Raw genomic sequence first — 17,043 nt, 5'->3', positions numbered from 1 at the left:
CACCAGCGTAGGCCGCCTAGGCTGGTCGCGTGCCGCAGGACCGATCCGACTCGCCGTTCCGCGTGGGCTTCGTGACCGGCGCGACCCCCGACAAGTGGGCCCGGACCTGGCGCGAACGGCGCCGCGACGCGCTGGAGCTGGTGCCGGTGGAGGAGGACCAGCAGGAGCGGCTGGTGCGCGAGGGCGGCCTCGACATGTGCCTGGTCCGGCTGCCGGTCGACCGCGCCGGCCTGCACTGCATCCCGTTGTACGACGAGGTCCCGGTCGCCGTGGTCGGCAGGGAGCACGTGGCCAGCGTCGTCGAGGAGCTGACCCTCGACGACCTCGACGACGAGCAGCTGGTGCTCCCCCACCCCTCCGGATGGCGGCCGGCCGCCCCCCAGCTGGACTGGCCGCCGATGTCGGTGCGCGAGGCCATGGAGGTGGTCGCGTCGGGGACCGGCGTGGCGCTCGTCCCGATGTCGGTGGCGCGGCTGCACCACCGCAAGGACACGGCCTACCGCCCGGTGACCGACCTGCCTCCGACGACCGTGGGGCTGGCCTGGCTCGTCGACAACGACGACGAGCGTGTCCAGGCGTTCATCGGGATCGTCCGCGGCCGGACCGCGCGCAGCTCGCGCGGCTGACCGAGCAGCACCTCGCCCCGGTGCTCCACCCGCACCGGCCGCCCCCGCCCGGCCAACCGCAGGAGCATCGAACCGAGCGCGCGCCGCACGGCCGCGTCCTGCAGGAGGCCGGGGTCCTCCACCTCGAGCACGAGGTGACCGTCCACGCCGCGCAGGTGGGCGCGGACCGGCTCGCGTCCGGGCACCTCCAGCTGGAGGACCATCTCGGCCACGGCGTGCAAGTGGCTTGCGATGCTCACCATGCCGACCTTCCAAAGTTGAACAGCAATCTCCACAGGTTGTGGAGATATAGTGCCATCATGACCTCCGCACCAAACCCGGCGCCCGCGGGTGGCCCGCAACCCGTGCTCACCATCGGCGAGCTCTCCCGCCGCACCGGGGTCACCCCGGCCACCCTGCGGATGTGGGAGGCGCGGCACGGCTTCCCGGAGCCGCTCCGCCTCGCGAGCGGCCACCGGCGCTACGCCGAGGAGCAGGTCGCCGCGGTGGACCGGGTGGTCCGCCGGCGCGAGACCGGCGTCCGCCTCGACGTGGCCATCGCCGAGGTGCTGGCAGCGGCGGAGCCGACCACGCCGTCGGTCTTCGCCGAGCTGCGGCGACGGCACCCGCAGCTGATGCCGCAGCGGCTGCGCAAGGCGACCCTGCTGGCGCTGTCCTGGGCGATCGAGGACGAGTTCTGTTCCCGGGCGGAGCGGGCGCACCTGTTCGCCGGATTCCAGCACGAGCGCTTCCTCCGGGCCGCGGAACCCCGGTGGGTCGAGCTGGCACGGGTGTCGGCCTCGACCCTCGTCTTCGCGGCGCCCGCTCCCGAGTCCCGGCCGCAGTCGGCGCTGCGGCTGGTCGGGCTCGAACCGGAGGACCCGATGCGCCGGGAGTGGTTCGTGATCTGCGAGTCCCGGGAGCTCCCGGTGGTGCTCACCGCGTGGGAGCTGCCCGGCCAGGGCGACGTCGCCGACCGGGAGCGCCTGTTCGAGGCGATCTGGACCGTCGAGCCCGGAGCGGTTCGCGACGCCGCCCGGGTCTGCGCCCGGGTCGCGCAGTCGCACGGCTGCGCCGAGGCCGCCCCGCTGCTCTACGAGCTGGCCGACGAGCCGGGTCCGGCGTTCGCGGACGCGGCCGCGGTGACCACCCTGTTCAACCGGGTCGTGGCCTACGCGGACCGCTTCGGCGGCTGAGCAGCTCCAGGAGCCTGCGTCACCAGCTCGTCGCGAGCGGCCGGCCCTCGTGGAAGCCCGCGGCCGACTGCAGCCCGACCACCGCCCGCTCGTGGAACTCCTCCAGGGACCGGGCTCCGGCGTAGGTGCAGGCCGAGCGGACGCCGGAGCAGATCTGGTCGATCAGGTCCTCCACGCCGGGGCGCGCCGGGTCGAGGTACATCCGGGAGGAGGAGATGCCCTCCTCGTAGAGCCCCTTGCGGGCCCGGTCGAACGCGGACTCGGCCGCGGTCCGGGTCGCCACGGCGCGCGCCGAGGCCATGCCGAAGGACACCTTGTAGGCGCGTCCCTGGGAGTCGTGGAGCAGGTCGCCCGGGGACTCGTGGGTGCCGGCGAACCAGGACCCCACCATCACCGCTGAGGCGCCCGCGGCCAGCGCCAGCGCCACGTCGCGCGGGTGCCGCACCCCCCCGTCCGCCCAGACGTGCCGCCCGAGCTCGCGGGCGGTCCGCGCGCACTCGAGCACCGCGGAGAACTGCGGCCGACCGACACCGGTCATCATCCGGGTCGTGCACATCGCCCCGGGCCCGACACCGACCTTGACGATGTCGGCGCCGGCCTCGACCAGCGCGCGGGTGCCCTCGGCGGAGACGACGTTCCCGGCCACGACCGGCACCCCCGGGTCCAGGGCCCGCACCGCGGCGAGCGCCTCGAGCATCCGGTCCTGGTGGCCGTGGGCGGTGTCGACGACGAGGCAGTCGATCCCGGCCGCCAGCAGGTCCGAGGCCTTCTGGGCGACGTCGCCGTTCACCCCGACGGCGGCCGCGATCCGCAGCCCGCCCGCGGTGTCGAGCGCCGGCTGGTAGACGCTGGCGCGCAGCGCCCCGGTCGGGGTGAGGACGCCCAGCAGCAGGCCGGCGTCGTCCACGGCGACCGCCAGGGGCGCCTTCGCCGCGTGCATGGTGTCGAACGCGGTCCGCGGGTCGGTGGCGGCGGTGATCGTCACCAGGTGCGGGTTCATGACGTCCTGCACCTGGGCGAAGCGGTCGATGTCGGCGCAGTCCGCCTCGGAGACGACCCCCACAGGACGGCCCTCCTTGACCACCACCGCCGCCCGGTGCGCGCGCTTCGGGATCAGCGAGAGCGCCTCGGCCACGGTCTGGTGCGGTGTGAGCTCGATCGGGGTGTCGAAGACCCGGTGCCTCGCCTTGACGTAGCGCACCACCTCCGCGACCACCGGGATCGGGATGTCCTGCGGGATCACCGTCAGCCCACCGCGTCGGGCGACGGTCTCGGCCATCCGCTTGCCGGCGATCGCGGTCATGTTCGCGACCACGATCGGCAGGGTCGCGCCGGTCCCGTCGGAGGTGGTGAGGTCGACGTCGTACCTGCTGCCCACCGAGGAGTGGCGGGGCACCATGAAGACGTCGTCGTAGGTCAGGTCGTGCGGCGGGGCCGCGTCGTCGAGGAACTGCACGTCCCGGGAATCTACGCGAGTCCCCCCGCGTGCCCCGGCGACGGACGGCCGAGGGGCCGGTCCCCGGTCCCGTCGCAGCGCCTAGGCTCGGGGGCATGTCGTTCGTCGAGCCCGGCTCCCCGGGCGACCTCACCCGTGATGTGCAGTCCGGCTTCTCGACGGTGTTCGGGCGTGACCCCGCGGTGGTCGGCCGGGCGCCGGGCCGCGTGAACCTGATCGGCGAGCACACCGACTACAACGCCGGCCTCTGCCTGCCGCTGGCGCTGCCGCACGCGACGTACGCCGCCGTCGCGCCCCGTGAGGACGACCGGGTCCGGATCGCCAGTCGCCAGGTCGACCAGCCGTGGGAGGGCCGGCTGGGCGCGCTCGGCGGCGACTCGGTGTCGGGCTGGGCGGCCTACGTCGCCGGCGTGCTGTGGGCGCTGCGGGAGGCCGGGCACGAGGTCCCTGGCCTCGACGTGTACGTCGACGGCACGGTCCCGCTCGGCGCCGGGCTCTCGAGCTCGGCCGCCCTGGAGTGCTCCGTGGCGGTGGCAGTCGCCGAGCTGCTGGGCCTGCAGGACACCCCTGAACTGCGCCGGGACCTGGTCGAGGCCTGCATGCGGGCGGAGACCGAGGTGGCCGGGGCCCCGACCGGCGGCATGGACCAGACCGTGGCGATGCTCGCGGAGGCGGGCGCCGCGCTGCTGATCGACTTCGCCGACCACACGACCCGGGCGGTGCCGTTGGCGCTCGAGGAGGCCGGGCTCGGCCTGCTGGTCACCGACACCCGGGTCTCCCACGCGCTCGTCGACGGCGGGTACGCCGCCCGCCGCCGCGACTGCGAGCAGGCGGCGAGCGAGCTCGGGCTGTCGTCGTTGCGGCAAGCCGACCTCACGATGCTCGACCGGCTCGACGACGAGCGGATCCGTCGCCGGGCCAGGCACATCGTCACCGAGATCGACCGGGTCGCGGACACGGTGTCTGCCGTCGAGGCCGGCGACTGGCCCGAGGTCGCCCGCCACTTCCTCGCCTCGCACGTCTCGATGCGCGACGACTTCGAGATCTCCTGCCCCGAGCTCGACACGGTCGTGCAGACCGCCGTCGAGGCCGGGGCGCTGGGCTCCCGGATGACCGGCGGCGGCTTCGGCGGTTCCGCGATCTCCCTGGTGCCCCTCGAGCGCCTCGACGCCGTGGTCCGGGCCGTCGATGCGGCGTTCGTGGCCGCGAGCTTCCGGGCCCCGGCGCACCTGCGGGCCGACCCCTCCAGCGCGGCCGGGCTCGTGCAGCCCGCCCGTCCTACGTCGCGCTGACGCCGATCCGACCGCCCCGGAACGCCTCGACGAACAGCGCGTGGTCCTCGCGGACCTGCTGGGCATAGTCCATCCCGAAGTCGGTCACCCAGGCCGTGAACTCCCGCCGCCGGCGGTCCAGGCTGGCCGCGATCGCGTCCTCCACCTGGAAGTCGATCAGGTCCTGCTTGCTGTCCTCGTCGGAGGCACAGTGGATCTTCGCGGTCGCCCGGCCCAGCAGGCCCACCACCTGGGCGATCTCGTCCGGCTCGGTGAGGTTGGACCAGTCGAGGTCGACCTCGTAGGGCGAGACCTCGGCGACGACGTACCCCACCCCGCCGACCTCGGTGTAGCCGAGCAGCGGGTCCGTGTGGACCTGCAGGGCGCGCTGGCTGACCACGGTCCGGTGCCCCTCGTGGTCGAAGTACGCGTCCACCTCGCCGGTGTCGACGAACCTGCTCACAGCCGGCACGTTGGCCTGCTTCATCGACAGCAGCACGTCGTTGTCCAGCGCCTGGCTGTAGCCCTCGACGAGCAGGTTGTAGGCCGGCAGCCCGGCGCTGCCGATGCCGAAGCCCGACTTGCCGGCCACGTCGCGCAGCTCGTAGAACAGCTCGCGGTCGAACCGCTTGTCCTCGGGGATCGTCTCGAGATAGCCCTCGAACGCCTCGACCACCTGGGCACGCTCGCGCTTGCCCAGCCGCCGGACGCTGCCGTCCTCCCGCAGCGTCCGCTGCCCGTCTGCCAGGACGGTGGCCTGGTCGAGCAGGTCGGCCCGCCGCTGCTGGCGCGCCATCACCAGCGCCTCGTGGATCGGCCCGTCGGTGTTGTCGAGGTGCAGCGCGAAGTCGTCGTCCTCGCGGTCGCGGTACTCGTCGACCTGGGCGAGGTAGGCACGCAGGTACTTGCCGATCAGCGCGCGCACGTCGTCCTCGGGCAGCGCCTTCTGCCACCCGGTGAGCGCGAGGGAGGCGGCGAAGCGCTGCAGGTCCCACGTGAACCGGCCGAGGTAGGCCTCGTCGAAGTCGTTGATGTCGAAGACGAGGATGCCGCCGGAGTTGAGGTAGGTGCCGAAGTTCTCCACGTGCAGGTCGCCGTGGACCCAGATCCGCCCGCTGCGCTCGTCGCAGAACGGGTCGTCCTGGGCGGTCACGTCGGCGTAGAACAGGCAGGCGCTGCCGCGGTAGAAGGCGTGCGGGTCGGCCGCCATCTTGCGGTACTTACCACGGAAGGCGACCGGATCGGCCTCCATCAGCGGCGCGAAGGCGTCGTCGAGGACGGAGACGATCAGATCGGTGCGGTCGGAGCGGTCCGGGCGGGAGGGGCGGGAGGAGGCAGGCACGACGCGGAGCCTTCCCCGCAATGAGCACGAGTACTCAGCCCACGGGGCAGGAGGTCGAGTAGGTGCGCGGATCCCCGGCGCCGGTGCCGGCGGCCAGGCTGTGCCGCATGAGCACTCCCACCACCTCCAAGAACACCAACGCCTTCTACCTGCAGGCCGCGCTGTCGTTCGGCGTCGCGCTGCTCACGATGATCTTCGCGGTCATCTACCTGCCCGTGGACCCCTGGATCCGGGGCTTCCTGGGACTGGGCACCCTGTTCCTGACCACGTCCTCGTTCACCCTGGCCAAGTGCGTGCGCGACGCCCAGGACTCCCAGTACGTCGTGTCCCGGCTCGACCAGGCGCGCGTCGACAAGCTGCTCGCCGAGCACGATCCGTTCAAGGCGATCTCCTGACCTGTGGCCCCGGTTGCGCCCGGGCTGTCGGGGGTACGGTCGGATTCAGGACCGACCCCCGACGAAGGGAAGCCGCCTTGCCCCGCAAGACCCCCATCGGAAAGCTCACGCACGTCGCCCTCGGCACGATCAAGGACCCGGCCGGAGCCGTCGGCAAGGCGGCCGGCCGGGCCGTCGGCCAGGCCAGGGACTCCGTCGCCCTGGGGCGCACGGTCGCCGGCCACGTGTCGAAGGGCGCCACGGCAGCGGTGCTGTCACGGCTGCCCGGGCACCGGCACGAGCCGACGGCCGCCACGACCGCACCCCCGGCGCCCGCCGAGGCGCAGCCCGCCGCGCCGCCGCGTCACCGTCCGGCCGAGGAGTCACTGAAGGACCAGGGCGACGCGCTCGCCATGCCGGCCACTCCCCCAGCAGCCAAGAAGGCGGCCACGAAGAAGCCGGCCGCGAAGAAGTCGGCCGCGAAGAAGTCGGCGGCCAAGAAGACGGCGGCCAAGAAGGCGGCCCCCGAGGTCGAGGCCACGCCGGCCGACGTGGCCAAGAGGGTGGCGAAGAAGGCGCCCGCCACGAAGGCTCCGACCCAGAAGGCGCCGGCCCAGAAGGCCACCACCAGGAAGTCCGCCCCGGGCGGGAAGCTCCCCGCGAAGAAGTCGCCGGCCAGGAAGGCGGCTCCGAAGAAGGGTGCGGCCACGAAGGTGCCCCTGAGCGCGGCCGAGCTCGCGGCGGGCGCCGGACCCGAGACGATCACGCCGGTCGGGACCCGCGGCGCCGGTGTCGCCACGAATCCGGACACCACCGAGACCGACCTCCAGCAGCCCGGCACCGAGCCGATCATGGATCCCGCCACGACGAAGGCGGTGGCCAGCGAGGCGGCGACGATGCGCAAGGCCAGCGACACCGACAAGTCCTAGCAACGCCCCGACGTAGGACGGAGCCCCTGCACCGAGCTCGGTGCAGGGGCTCCGTCATGCCGGGGCCGGTGGGCGGCGGCTACTTGAGCTCGGCGCTGGTGAGGCCGAGCACGCGGCGGGCCACGATCAGCTGCTGGATCTGCTGGGTGCCCTCGAAGATGTCGAGGATCTTGGAGTCGCGCGCCCACTTCTCGAGCAGCTCGCCCTCGGCGTACCCGACCGACCCGGCGAGCTCGACGCAGCTCAGCGTGATGTCGGAGCCCACGCGGCCGGCCTTGGCCTTGGCCATCGAGGCCTCCAGCGAGTTCGGCTTGCGGTTGTCGGCCATCCACGCCGCCTGCAGCATCAACAGCCGCGCGGCCTCCCAGTCGGCCTCCATCTGCAGGAACTTCGCGGCGGCGGCCGACTGTGTGAGCGCCGGCCGGTCGTAGTCGATCTCGACCCCGGCCCGCTCCAGCAGCTCCCGGGTCAGGTCCAGCGCAGCCTTCGCGCACCCGACCGCCATCGACGCGACCAACGGCCGGGTGTTGTCGAAGGTGGCCATGGCGCCTGCGAAGCCCTGCTTGGGGTCGACGTCCGGAGAGCCGAGCAGGTTCTCCTTCGGCACCCGGCAGTCCTCGAAGATGATCGTGGCCGTGTCCGAGGCCCTGATGCCGAGCTTGTGCTCGAGCCGGTCCACCCGCATGCCAGGCGTCCCCTTGGGCACCACGAAGGACTTGATCGCCGCCCGGCCCAGCGAGCGGTCCAGGCTCGCCCACACCACGACGGCGTCGGAGCGGTCCCCGGAGGTCACGTAGATCTTCTCGCCGTTGAGGACGTACTCGTCGCCGTCCAGGGACGCCGTGGTCTTGATGTTCGCGGAGTCCGACCCGGTGCCGGGCTCGGTGATCGCCATCGAGGCCCACAGCCCGCCGAACCGCTCGAGCTGCTCGTCGTCGGCGACGGAGGCGATCGCGGAGTTGCCCAGGCCCTGACGCGGCATCGAGAGCAGCAGGCCGACGTCGCCCCAGCACATCTCGGCGATCGACATCACCGAGGCGAGGTTGGCGCCGTTCTTCGCGGCGCCCTCGTCCTTCGGCCGCTCGTCGCGGCGCACGCCCGCGGCACCGGCGCCCTCGGCGGCGCCGGACTCGCTGAGCCCGTCGATCATCGCCGCGAGCATGTCGAGCTCCTTGGGGTACTCGTGCTCGGCGCGGTCGTACTTGCGCGAGATCGGCCGCAGCATGTTCATCGCGACCTGGTGCGCCTGGCCGGCCAGCGGCCGGAACTTCTTCGGGTCATCGAGGTTGATGGCCATCAGACCAGCACCGTCCCTTCCATGATCGCGACGGCCCGCAGGTCGCGGTACCACCGCTCGACCGGGTGCTCCTTGACGAAGCCGTGGCCGCCGAGCAGCTGGACGCCGTCGAGGCCGATCCGCATGCCCTTGTCGGCGCACAGCTTGCGCGCGAGCGCGACCTCGCGGGCGAAGTCCTTGCCGGCGGCGGCGCGGGAGGCCGCCTTGTAGGTGAGCAGCCGCATCGACTGCAGCTCGATCGCGATGTCGGCGACCATGAACGCCACGGACTGGCGGTGGGCGATCGGCTCGCCGAACGCCTCGCGCTCCTTGACGTACGGCGTGACGTAGTCGAGCACGGCCTGCGCCGTCCCGACCGCCAGCGCGCACCAGGCCAGGCGGGAGAGCCGCACGCACTCGGTGTACGTCGTGCCGTCGGTGCTGCCGAGCACGGCGTTCGCGGGGACCGCCACGTCGGTCAGGGTGAGCCGCGCCAGGCCGGCCGCACGCACGCCCATCGCGGGGTCGCCCTCGACCGAGAGGCCGGGGGTGCCGCCCTCGACGAGGAAGAGCACCGGCTCGCCGTCGAGCTCGGCGCCCACGACGAACAGCTCGGCGTCGGCACCGCGGGCGACCGCCGACTTCACGCCGTTGAGGACGTAGCCCTCGCTCACGCGGGTCGCGGTCGTCGACGGGGCCAGCACGTCGAAGAGGACCGTCGGCTCGTTGAGCGCCAGCGCCGCCACCGGCACGTCGTCGCCGGTGAACGCCGGGAGGTAGGTCTGCTGCTGCTCGTCGGTGCCCCACAGCCCGAGCGCGGTGGCGACCGCGCCCGGTGCGAGGGCGGCCACGGCCAGGCCCATGTCGCCGCGGGCGAGCGCCTCGGTGACCAGCGTGCCGGCCATCGCCGAGCGCTCCTCGGAGATCCCGCCGAGCGCCTCGGGCACGCCGAGGATCGGCAGCCCGATCTCCCGGCCCGCCTCGAGCACCTCGTCGGGCGCGGCGCAGGCGGCATCGGCGTCGGCGGCCGCCGGGCGGACCACCTCGTCGGCGAGCTCGCTGACCACGTCGACCAGCATCTGCTGGTCCTCGGTGGGCGTGAGGTCGAAGACCCCCTTCGCCTCCGCGCTCGCGGGACGCACGCCGGGCGCGCCCTTCCTGCCGCTGCGCGCGAACGAGCGGCTCGCGGTGGTCATGGTCTTGAAGCCGCCGCGGGTGACGGTGAACACCGCCTGCTCGGCCTGTCGGCGCAGGCCGATGCGGTCGATCAGCTCGCTCTGGGCCACCTTGGTGAGCGCCGCCACCGCGTAGCCGATCGGGTCGCGCGACTCCCGGGAGGAGAGCCCGTGCTTGCCGCCGGGCCGGAAGCTCTTGGTCAAGGACATGCCTTCAATGTAACTCGGAGTTACACTCCCGGCTACAGCGTCTCCCGTGTCCCGGGTCACAGGGAGGCGGGCGGGGGCCGGGCGCCAGATTCGGCGGTCGAGCCGGTCGAGTCCTAGGCTCCCGCCCATGCCCGACGCCCCCGCGCACGCTCCTCACGGTCCGCTCCCCGAGGGTGGCACCGTCCGACCGATGACCCGCTGGGGCACCCCCGTGATGCACCGCCCGCAGCAGCCGGTGACGGCGTACGACGCCGACCTGCGCTCGCTGGTCGCCGACATGGTGGCCACGATGTACGCCGCCGACGGGGTGGGGCTGGCCGCCTGCCAGGTCGGCGTGGACCTCGCCGTCTTCGTCTTCGACTGCCCGGACGCCGACGGTGAGCGCACCGTCGGCGTCGTGTGCAACCCCGAGCTCACCCTGCCCGAGGGTCGCGACCGCCAGCTCGACGACGGCGACGAGGGCTGCCTGTCGTTCCCGGGGGCGTTCGTCGAGTGCGCCCGACCGGACATCGCGACGGTCCGGGGCTTCGGCCTGGAGGGTGAGCCGGTGGAGTTCTCCGGCACCGGGCTGCTCGCCCGCTGCCTGCAGCACGAGACCGACCACACCCGGGGGGTCGTCTTCGGGGACCGGATCTCCACCAAGGCGCGCAAGAAGCTCCAGAAGCAGCACGACAAGGCCGTCGAGGAGTACCCGGAGGACTGGCCCGCCTGACTGATGCGGTCAGTCAGGACCTTGGCTGCGGCTGACCCTTCGCTGCGAAGCTCGGTCCGGTCTGTCGTCGATCGCCTGTGATCGGCGCACGATCTCATCGACGACGTCAGCGAGCGGTGCGGTGGCGTCGATCGGGATGCCGTTCTCCGGGGTGTCTTCCTTGGTCCGGTGCAGCCGAACGATGAGGTCGCGTTCCGATCGCTCTGCGCCGAACTCGTCGCCCGGTCGCTGGTCGAGTCGCCTGTGCAAGGTTTCCAGGTCGACCTCCAGCACGAAGACGCCGTCGAACAGGTCCTGGAACCTCGAGAAGTTCCGCGAGCCCCCGCAGAAGAAGGTGACCGGCTCATCGTGGTCGGCGACCAGGGCTCGGACTTTGTCCACGTCCCAGATGTGATGCCAGTGCGACGGCGATTCGTCCGTCGGCTCACCCGTTTGCGGATCCCCCTGGTAGGCCAGGTCGGTGTCGCCGTTGATGGCGTGGAAGCCACGGCGGCGCAGCTCCTTGCAGACCGATGTCTTGCCGGTGCCCGAGACCCCCTCGACCAGGAAGTTCCGCATGCCCATCGCTGGACGGTAGGCGATGGGACGAGAAACGCAAACGCTAGACCCCGATCCCGCCTCCTCCACACCCTCGGAATCGACCCTTGCTCACCCTGGTCGTGAGGATTATATTCAAAGACATGTTTGAACGGGGGTCGGCGGACGAGATCCGCCAGTGGCGTGGCTCGCTGGCGAGCCTTCCACGCCCCGCCGACACCGCGGCGACCATCGACCGCATCACGGAGCTGGAGAAGCTCAAGAGCGCCGCGTGCGCGGAGCAGGCTCGGCTCTCCGCCGAGCTGGAAGCCATGACCCGGCAGGAGCGCGCCGAAGCCGGGGTCCGCAAGGAGAAGCAGACCGCCGGGGTCGCGGCGCAGGTGGCCCTGGCCAGGCGCGAGTCGCCGCACAAGGGCGGCCGTCTCCTCGGCCTCGCCAAGGCACTGACCAACGAGATGCCCCACACTCTCGCCGCCCTCCAGGCCGGCGTGCTCAACGAGTGGCGCGCCACCCTCGTCGTCCGCGAGACCGCCTGCCTCACCCTGGAGGACCGGCAGACCGTCGACCGCGAGATCGGCGGGGATCTGAAGCGGCTCGCGACGATGGGCGACCACCGGCTCGTCGCGGCCGTCAAGCAGCTGGCCTACCGCCTCGACGCCGAGTCCGTCGCGCGCCGCAGCCGCAAGGCCGAGAGCGAGCGCGCCGTCACCATCCGGCCCGCGCCCGACACGATGACCTACGTGACCGCCCTGCTGCCGGTCGCCCAGGGTGTGGGCGTCTACGCCGCCCTGAAGCGGGCCGCCGACTCCGCCCGCAACGAGGGCGACCCGCGCAACCGCGGCCAGGTCATGGCCGACACGCTGGTCGAGTGCGTCACCGGCTCACCGGCCCGCCAGCCGGTGCCGGTGGACCTCTCCCTGGTGATGACCGACCGGTCCCTGCTCTCCGGCGACGACGAGCCCGCCCTGCTCCTCGGCTACGGCACCATCCCCGCCGACACCGCTCGCCAGCTCGTCGCGGCGGCCGCCGACGCCGGCCTCGCCTGGCTGCGCCGGCTCTACACCTCCCCCCGGGCCGGCGACCTGATCGCCATGGACAGCCGAGCCCGACGCTTCCCCGCCGGCCTCGGCCGGCTGATCACGGTCCGCGACGGCGGCCGCTGCCGCACCCCGTGGTGCGACGCCCCTATCCGCCACCTCGACCATCCTGTGCGGCACGCCGACGGCGGTGACACCAGCGCGCTCAACGGCCAGGGGCTGTGCGAGGCCTGCAACCAGGCCAAGGAGGCCCTCGGGTGGCGGGCGCGACCGCGGCCCGGTCCGCGGCACACGGTCGAGACCACCACCCCCACCGGCCATCGCTACCGCTCCCAGGCGCCACCTCTGCCCGGCGCCTCCAGGCCCGGGCTGACGAGGCTCGAGCTCTACCTCACCGATCTCGTCCTGGCGGTCTGAGTGGCCGCCTTCCCACAACGGACGCCGATCGTCCGGAATGCGTCCTAACCTGAGCGCATGTCCGGCACCGTCATCGCCTCCGACGAGCTCACGATCCGGCCGCTCACGGCCGACACCTGGCCCGCCTTCGCCGACCTGGTCGAGCGGCACGGCGGTGTCTTCGGCGGGTGCTGGTGCACCTGGTTCCACACCCTCTCCCGCGACAAGGACCGCACCTACGAGAGCAACCGCGACCTGAAGCGCTGCCTGGTCGAGGAGGGACGGGCGCACGCCGCGCTGGTCTTCCACGGCGAGGAGGCGGTCGGTTGGGCGGAGTACGGGCCGCCGGCGGAGCTGCCCAACATCCACCACCGCCAGGAGTACGAGGCGGGGATGGTCCGACCGCCGGACTACCGGGTCACCTGCATCTTCGTGGACAAGCGCTACCGGCGGCGCGGGGTGGCGGCCCTGGCCCTGCGCGGCGCCCTCGACCTGATCGCCGAGGCGGGCGGCGGGGTCGTAGAGGGTTACCCCCACGACATGGCGAAGCAGCCGGAGGGCAAGAAGATGTCGTCGTCCTTCCTCTACAACGGCACGCGCCGGATGTACGAGGAGGCCGGCTTCACCTTCGAGCGGGCCAAGGGGCAGAAGAACTGCGTGATGACCCGGACGGTCGCCCCCACCTGACCGTTCTGACCACTCACCCGTCGGCGAGGTAGGGATCCGCCCAGGCGCTGATGATGCGGGCCGCTCGCTTGGCCTGGTTGCGGCCGGTGAGCAGGTGGTCCGCGCCCTCCAGCGACACGAAGCTGCGCGGGTGGCGCGCGGTCCGGAAGATCTCGCTGGCGTTCTCGATGCCCACCATGTTGTCGGTCGGGGAGTGCATCACGAGCAGCGCCCGGTGCAGGGTGCGGATCTGCTCGCGCAGGTCCGCCGCGTGCACGTCCTCGATGAAGTCCCGCCGGAGCGTGAGCGCCTTGCCGCCCATGAGGAACGGCGCCTCGCCGTCGGCGAAGATCCTTTCCATCAGCGCGTCGTAGTGGTGCTCGACGTGGCTGGGTTCGTACGGCGCGCCGATGCTCACCACCGCGCGCACCGAGTCGAGCTCGTGCGCGGCCGCGATGACCGCGGCCCCACCGAAGGAGTGCCCCACCAGCAGCCGCACCTCGCGCCCCGACTCGTTCATGGACCTGACCGCCTGTGCGGTGTCGGCGACCTTGTGGGAGAACGACCCGTCGCCCCAGTCGCCGCCGGAGTCGCCGAGCCCGAGGTTGTCGAAGCGCAGCATGCCGATGCCCTCGCGGGCCAGCTGCTTGCAGATGCGGCTGGCCGCGGGGCTGTCCTTGCCCAGCGTGAACCCGTGGGAGAACACCCCCAGCCGCGGGTCGGCCCCTCGGGAAGGTCGATCAGGCCACCGAGCCTGGGTCCGCTGCTGCTGGGGAACCAGGTTCGCTCGGTCACACGGCCCATCCTCTCACTGGGGGTGCCCCCCTTGGGGTCGACAGCGAGTTGGTCGGCCTATGAGCCTCAGGCTCGAAGTCTTCGGGTCAGGGGACCGACGGAGGCCAGCGATGCCTGCGCCAACCCTCCCAAGTCGCGAATCCTGCCGGCGGGCGATCGAGAGGTTCACTGCCGTCGAGCTCGCCTTGCGTCGGAATGCTGATGAGGGCAGCCCACTCGGCGAGCTCCTCGTCGGACATGTGCCACGTCGTGTGCGGTTCTTCGGCTTGGCGCCGGTCAAGTCGCCTCCGCTGCTCGGCCGGCGGGAGCTCGAAGTAGCGCATCTCCACCGCGGCGCCGAGATCGGCGGCCGCCTGCCGTAGCGCCGAGCGCTCGTCTCGACCCCAGAGGCCGAAGTCGATGACGACGTTGACGCCGAGTTCGAGAGCGCGCAGCCCGATCTCGACGAGCCGTCCTTCGATCACGTCCGAGACCGACGGCGGGTTCGCGAGCCCGTACAGGGCCTTGACCCACTCGTCCTTCGTGAGACGAAGAGCCTCCTCCTCGACCTCGATGCGCCTTGCTTCGGTGGTCTTCCCGGTGCCCGGCAGTCCTACGGTCAGGAACAGAGTCGGTCGCGTGGTCATCGCTTTCCCATCTGAGCGGTCGCGTCATCATTGCTGCTGTGTCCGTGACCCCGCTCCCCCGCGTCCGCATCGTCCGGCTGGATGCCGCCACCCTCGCGGCGTTGGCCGACGGCGATCTCGCGCGCGCCGAGCTCACGTCGCCCGTGCCGCTGGACGGTCTCGAGGTCGTCCTGGAGCTCGACGTGTCTCAGGACCGGTGAGGGAACGCCTCTCCCCCGCCCTTCGCGAGCTCGGTGGCAACGATCGAGGGATGGCGAGGCGGCGCCGTCACCGTCGCGCGGTGACGTAACACGCGACGGCCGTGGCCGCGGCCACGTTCAGCGAGTCGATCCCGGCCTGCATCGGGATGATCGCGCGACGGTCGGCCGCCTGCTGCCAGCGCGCCGAGAGGCCGTGTCCCTCCGAGCCGAGCACCAGCGCGACCCGGTCCAGTCCCGCGACCGCCTCGTCGATCGGGCGCGCGTCGTCGGCCAGGGTCAGCGCCACCGTCGTGAAGCCCGCGGCCGAGAGCTGCGGCAGCGCGTCGTACCAGTCCTCGAGGCGCGCGTAGGGCAGCGAGAACACCGCGCCCATCGCGACCTTGATCGCGCGGCGGTAGAGCGGGTCGGCGCACCGTGGCGCCAGCAGCACCGCGTCGAAGCCGAGCGCGGCGCCGGAGCGGAAGATCGCCCCCACGTTCGTGTGGTCGACGATGTCCTCCAGCACCAGCACCGACCGCGCCCCGGTGAGCACCGAGTCCACCGAGGGCAGCGGACGCCGCTCGAGGGAGGCCAGCGCGCCGCGGTGGACGTGGAAGCCGGTCACCTGCTCGGCCAGCGCCTCGGACACCACGTAGCAGGGCGCGTCGCTGCGGTCGAGCACGTCGCCGAGGCCCTCGAGCCAGCGCGGCGCCATCAGGAACGACCGCGCGGCGTGGCCGCCCTCGACCGCCCGGCGCACGACCTTCTCCCCCTCGGCGAGGAAGAGCCCGTGCTCGGCCTCGAGGTGCTTGCGCAGCTCGACGTCGCGAAGGTCGCGGTAGTCGGCGAGACGGGGGTCGGCGGGGTCGGAGATCTCGATCAGCTGGCTCATCAGGAGAAGTGTCGCGGATGGGCCACCCGCACCACCTCGCCGACCACGATGATCGCCGGGGCGCGCACCTCCTGGGCGACCATGTCCTCCTTCAGCGACCCCAGCGACGAGACGACGGTGCGCTCGGTCGGCATGGTGCCGTCACAGACGATCGCCACCGGCGTGGAGTCCGGCCGCCCGCCGTCGATCAGCGCGGCGGCGATCGCCGGGGCGTTGTGCACCGCCATCATCAGCACGACGGTCCCGCTCATGCCGGCGACCGCCGACCAGTTGACCAGGGACTCGGGATGCCCCGGGGGGAGGTGCCCGGAGACCACCGTGAACTCGTGCGCGACGCCGCGGTGCGTGATCGGGATCCCCGCGACCGCGGGGACCGCCACCGGACTCGTGAGCCCGGGGATCACCGTGACCGGCACCCCCGCCTCGCGGCAGGCGAGCACCTCCTCGTAGCCGCGGCCGAAGACGAAGTTGTCGCCGCCCTTGAAGCGCACCACGCACTTGCCCTCCAGGGCGCGCGCCACGATGATCCGGTTGATCTCCTCCTGCTGGGCCGAGCGGCCTCGCGGCAGCTTGGCCACGTCGACGAGCTCCACGTCGCTCGGCAGCTCGCTGAGCAGCTCGCGGGGTGCCAGCCGGTCGGCGACGACGACGTCGGCCTCCATCAGTGCCTTGCGCCCGGCCACCGACATCAGGTCGGGGTCGCCGGGGCCGCCGCCGACCAGCACCACGCCCGAGGGGCGGTCGCGCTGGTGGCGCGCCACGATGGTGCCCTCGCGCAGCCCCTCGAGGATCTCGTCGCGCACCGCGGCGGACCGGCGCGGCTCGCGGTTGGCCAGCACCGCCACGGTCACCCCGGCGTGCCGGCCCACCGCCGGGGTCCAGGCCGACGCCTGCGTGGCGTCGTCGGAGCGCACGCAGAAGATGCGCCGCTCCTCGGCCGCGGCGCCGACCAGCTCGTTGGCGGCGTGGTCGTCGGTGGCCGCGATCACGTACCACGCGCCGTCGAGGTCGCCGCTCTCGAAGCGCCGACGCACCCACCGCACCTCGCCGCCGCCGACCAGGCCCTCCAGCGCCGGGGTCACCACCGGCGAGACGACCGTGACCAGCGCCCCCACCGCCAGCAGCGCGGGCACCCGCCGCTGGGCCACGTGGCCGCCGCCGACCACGACGACCTCGCGGCCGGCGAGGCGGAGTCCGGCGGGGTACGGCGGGAAGTCGTCCATCCCGCCATGATCGCCACGGGAGGCCGACGGCCCGGTCCGGGTTCACCCACCGGACTAGGTTGGCTGCGGACCGACCCGTCGGCTACACGACGCGAGTGCCGACGTGGACACGACCATTGCCCGACCATTGCCAGATCAGTTCAAGG

18 protein-coding genes are annotated in these 17,043 nt (G+C 72.6%); 9 read left to right on the top strand and 9 right to left on the bottom strand.

Annotated elements, in window-relative coordinates; genetic code table 11:
• The first annotated feature begins 29 nt into the window (after positions 1–29).
• Both BJZ21_RS09445 and BJZ21_RS09440 read left to right on the top strand, forming a co-directional pair.
• Positions 30–626: a LysR substrate-binding domain-containing protein gene (locus BJZ21_RS09445; RefSeq protein ID WP_179663499.1), complete on the top strand. Its 597-nt coding sequence runs from the start codon at positions 30–32 to the stop codon at positions 624–626.
• Between the two features lie 299 nt (positions 627–925).
• The gene (locus BJZ21_RS09440) at positions 926–1,801 is read left to right on the top strand and encodes a DICT sensory domain-containing protein (protein ID WP_179663498.1); all 876 of its coding nucleotides are present in this window, start codon (positions 926–928) and stop codon (positions 1,799–1,801) included.
• A 19-nt stretch (positions 1,802–1,820) separates the two neighbouring features.
• Here BJZ21_RS09440 and BJZ21_RS09435 read toward each other — a convergent pair whose 3' ends face one another.
• Positions 1,821–3,257 (bottom strand): GuaB1 family IMP dehydrogenase-related protein, encoded by a 1,437-nt coding sequence (locus BJZ21_RS09435; protein WP_179663497.1) that lies wholly within the window; start codon positions 3,255–3,257, stop codon positions 1,821–1,823.
• A gap of 95 nt (positions 3,258–3,352) precedes the next feature.
• Here BJZ21_RS09435 and galK point away from each other — a divergent pair, with 95 nt between their 5' ends.
• Positions 3,353–4,549, top strand: a complete 1,197-nt coding sequence (gene galK, locus BJZ21_RS09430) for a galactokinase (protein ID WP_179663496.1) — start codon at positions 3,353–3,355, stop codon at positions 4,547–4,549.
• Here galK and BJZ21_RS09425 read toward each other — a convergent pair.
• A complete protein-coding gene (locus tag BJZ21_RS09425) occupies positions 4,536–5,870 on the bottom strand; it encodes a DUF2252 domain-containing protein (protein WP_343052071.1) in 1,335 nt (444 codons plus the stop codon). The two genes, galK and BJZ21_RS09425, sit on opposite strands and share 14 nt — an antisense overlap.
• A gap of 107 nt (positions 5,871–5,977) precedes the next feature.
• On the opposite strand from BJZ21_RS09425, the gene BJZ21_RS09420 reads away from it, so the two are divergent.
• Positions 5,978–6,265, top strand: coding sequence for a YiaA/YiaB family inner membrane protein (locus BJZ21_RS09420; RefSeq protein WP_179663495.1), 288 nt, complete (start codon positions 5,978–5,980; stop codon positions 6,263–6,265).
• 77 nt (positions 6,266–6,342) lie between these two features.
• Positions 6,343–7,173 carry a hypothetical protein gene (locus tag BJZ21_RS09415; RefSeq protein WP_179663494.1) on the top strand — a complete coding sequence of 277 codons (831 nt, stop codon included), beginning with the start codon at positions 6,343–6,345 and terminating at the stop codon, positions 7,171–7,173.
• Between the two features lie 79 nt (positions 7,174–7,252).
• On the opposite strand, the gene BJZ21_RS09410 is transcribed toward BJZ21_RS09415, so the two are convergent.
• Together BJZ21_RS09410 and BJZ21_RS09405 are read right to left on the bottom strand one after the other, a co-directional pair.
• On the bottom strand, positions 7,253–8,470 hold the full coding sequence (locus tag BJZ21_RS09410; RefSeq protein WP_179663493.1) for an acyl-CoA dehydrogenase family protein: 1,218 nt from the start codon (positions 8,468–8,470) through the stop codon (positions 7,253–7,255).
• Positions 8,470–9,834 carry an acyl-CoA dehydrogenase family protein gene (locus BJZ21_RS09405; protein ID WP_179663492.1) on the bottom strand — a complete coding sequence of 455 codons (1,365 nt, stop codon included), beginning with the start codon at positions 9,832–9,834 and terminating at the stop codon, positions 8,470–8,472. The genes BJZ21_RS09410 and BJZ21_RS09405 overlap by 1 nt, the downstream gene beginning before the upstream one ends.
• A gap of 127 nt (positions 9,835–9,961) precedes the next feature.
• Between BJZ21_RS09405 and def the strand changes: the two genes are divergently transcribed.
• The gene (gene def / locus BJZ21_RS09400) at positions 9,962–10,546 is read left to right on the top strand and encodes a peptide deformylase (protein ID WP_179663491.1); all 585 of its coding nucleotides are present in this window, start codon (positions 9,962–9,964) and stop codon (positions 10,544–10,546) included.
• A gap of 9 nt (positions 10,547–10,555) precedes the next feature.
• On the opposite strand, the gene BJZ21_RS09395 is transcribed toward def, so the two are convergent.
• Positions 10,556–11,110, bottom strand: a complete 555-nt coding sequence (locus BJZ21_RS09395) for an AAA family ATPase (RefSeq protein ID WP_179663490.1) — start codon at positions 11,108–11,110, stop codon at positions 10,556–10,558.
• A gap of 116 nt (positions 11,111–11,226) precedes the next feature.
• Between BJZ21_RS09395 and BJZ21_RS09390 the strand changes: the two genes are divergently transcribed.
• Together BJZ21_RS09390 and BJZ21_RS09385 are read left to right on the top strand one after the other, a co-directional pair.
• Positions 11,227–12,537 carry an HNH endonuclease gene (locus BJZ21_RS09390; RefSeq protein WP_179663489.1) on the top strand — a complete coding sequence of 437 codons (1,311 nt, stop codon included), beginning with the start codon at positions 11,227–11,229 and terminating at the stop codon, positions 12,535–12,537.
• A 57-nt stretch (positions 12,538–12,594) separates the two neighbouring features.
• A complete protein-coding gene (locus BJZ21_RS09385; protein WP_179663488.1) occupies positions 12,595–13,203 on the top strand; it encodes a GNAT family N-acetyltransferase in 609 nt (202 codons plus the stop codon).
• A 13-nt stretch (positions 13,204–13,216) separates the two neighbouring features.
• On the opposite strand, the gene BJZ21_RS09380 is transcribed toward BJZ21_RS09385, so the two are convergent.
• A complete protein-coding gene (locus tag BJZ21_RS09380) occupies positions 13,217–13,888 on the bottom strand; it encodes an alpha/beta hydrolase family protein (RefSeq protein WP_343052070.1) in 672 nt (223 codons plus the stop codon).
• A 175-nt stretch (positions 13,889–14,063) separates the two neighbouring features.
• Complete coding sequence (locus BJZ21_RS09375) at positions 14,064–14,603, bottom strand: P-loop nucleotide/nucleoside kinase family protein (RefSeq protein ID WP_179663487.1); 540 nt, start codon at positions 14,601–14,603, stop codon at positions 14,064–14,066.
• A gap of 38 nt (positions 14,604–14,641) precedes the next feature.
• Here BJZ21_RS09375 and BJZ21_RS09370 point away from each other — a divergent pair, with 38 nt between their 5' ends.
• Positions 14,642–14,803: a hypothetical protein gene (locus BJZ21_RS09370; RefSeq protein ID WP_179663486.1), complete on the top strand. Its 162-nt coding sequence runs from the start codon at positions 14,642–14,644 to the stop codon at positions 14,801–14,803.
• A 67-nt stretch (positions 14,804–14,870) separates the two neighbouring features.
• On the opposite strand, the gene BJZ21_RS09365 is transcribed toward BJZ21_RS09370, so the two are convergent.
• A complete protein-coding gene (locus tag BJZ21_RS09365; protein ID WP_179663485.1) occupies positions 14,871–15,674 on the bottom strand; it encodes a TrmH family RNA methyltransferase in 804 nt (267 codons plus the stop codon).
• The gene (gene cobA / locus BJZ21_RS09360; RefSeq protein WP_179663484.1) at positions 15,674–16,897 is read right to left on the bottom strand and encodes a uroporphyrinogen-III C-methyltransferase; all 1,224 of its coding nucleotides are present in this window, start codon (positions 16,895–16,897) and stop codon (positions 15,674–15,676) included. The genes BJZ21_RS09365 and cobA overlap by 1 nt, the downstream gene beginning before the upstream one ends.
• Positions 16,898–17,043: the final 146 nt, after the last annotated feature.

Source organism: Nocardioides panaciterrulae (genome assembly GCF_013409645.1).
Lineage (GTDB): Bacteria > Actinomycetota > Actinomycetes > Propionibacteriales > Nocardioidaceae > Nocardioides > Nocardioides panaciterrulae.
The sequence above is the reverse complement of the archived record's forward strand: the minus strand, read 5'-3'. Positions and strand labels throughout refer to the sequence as shown.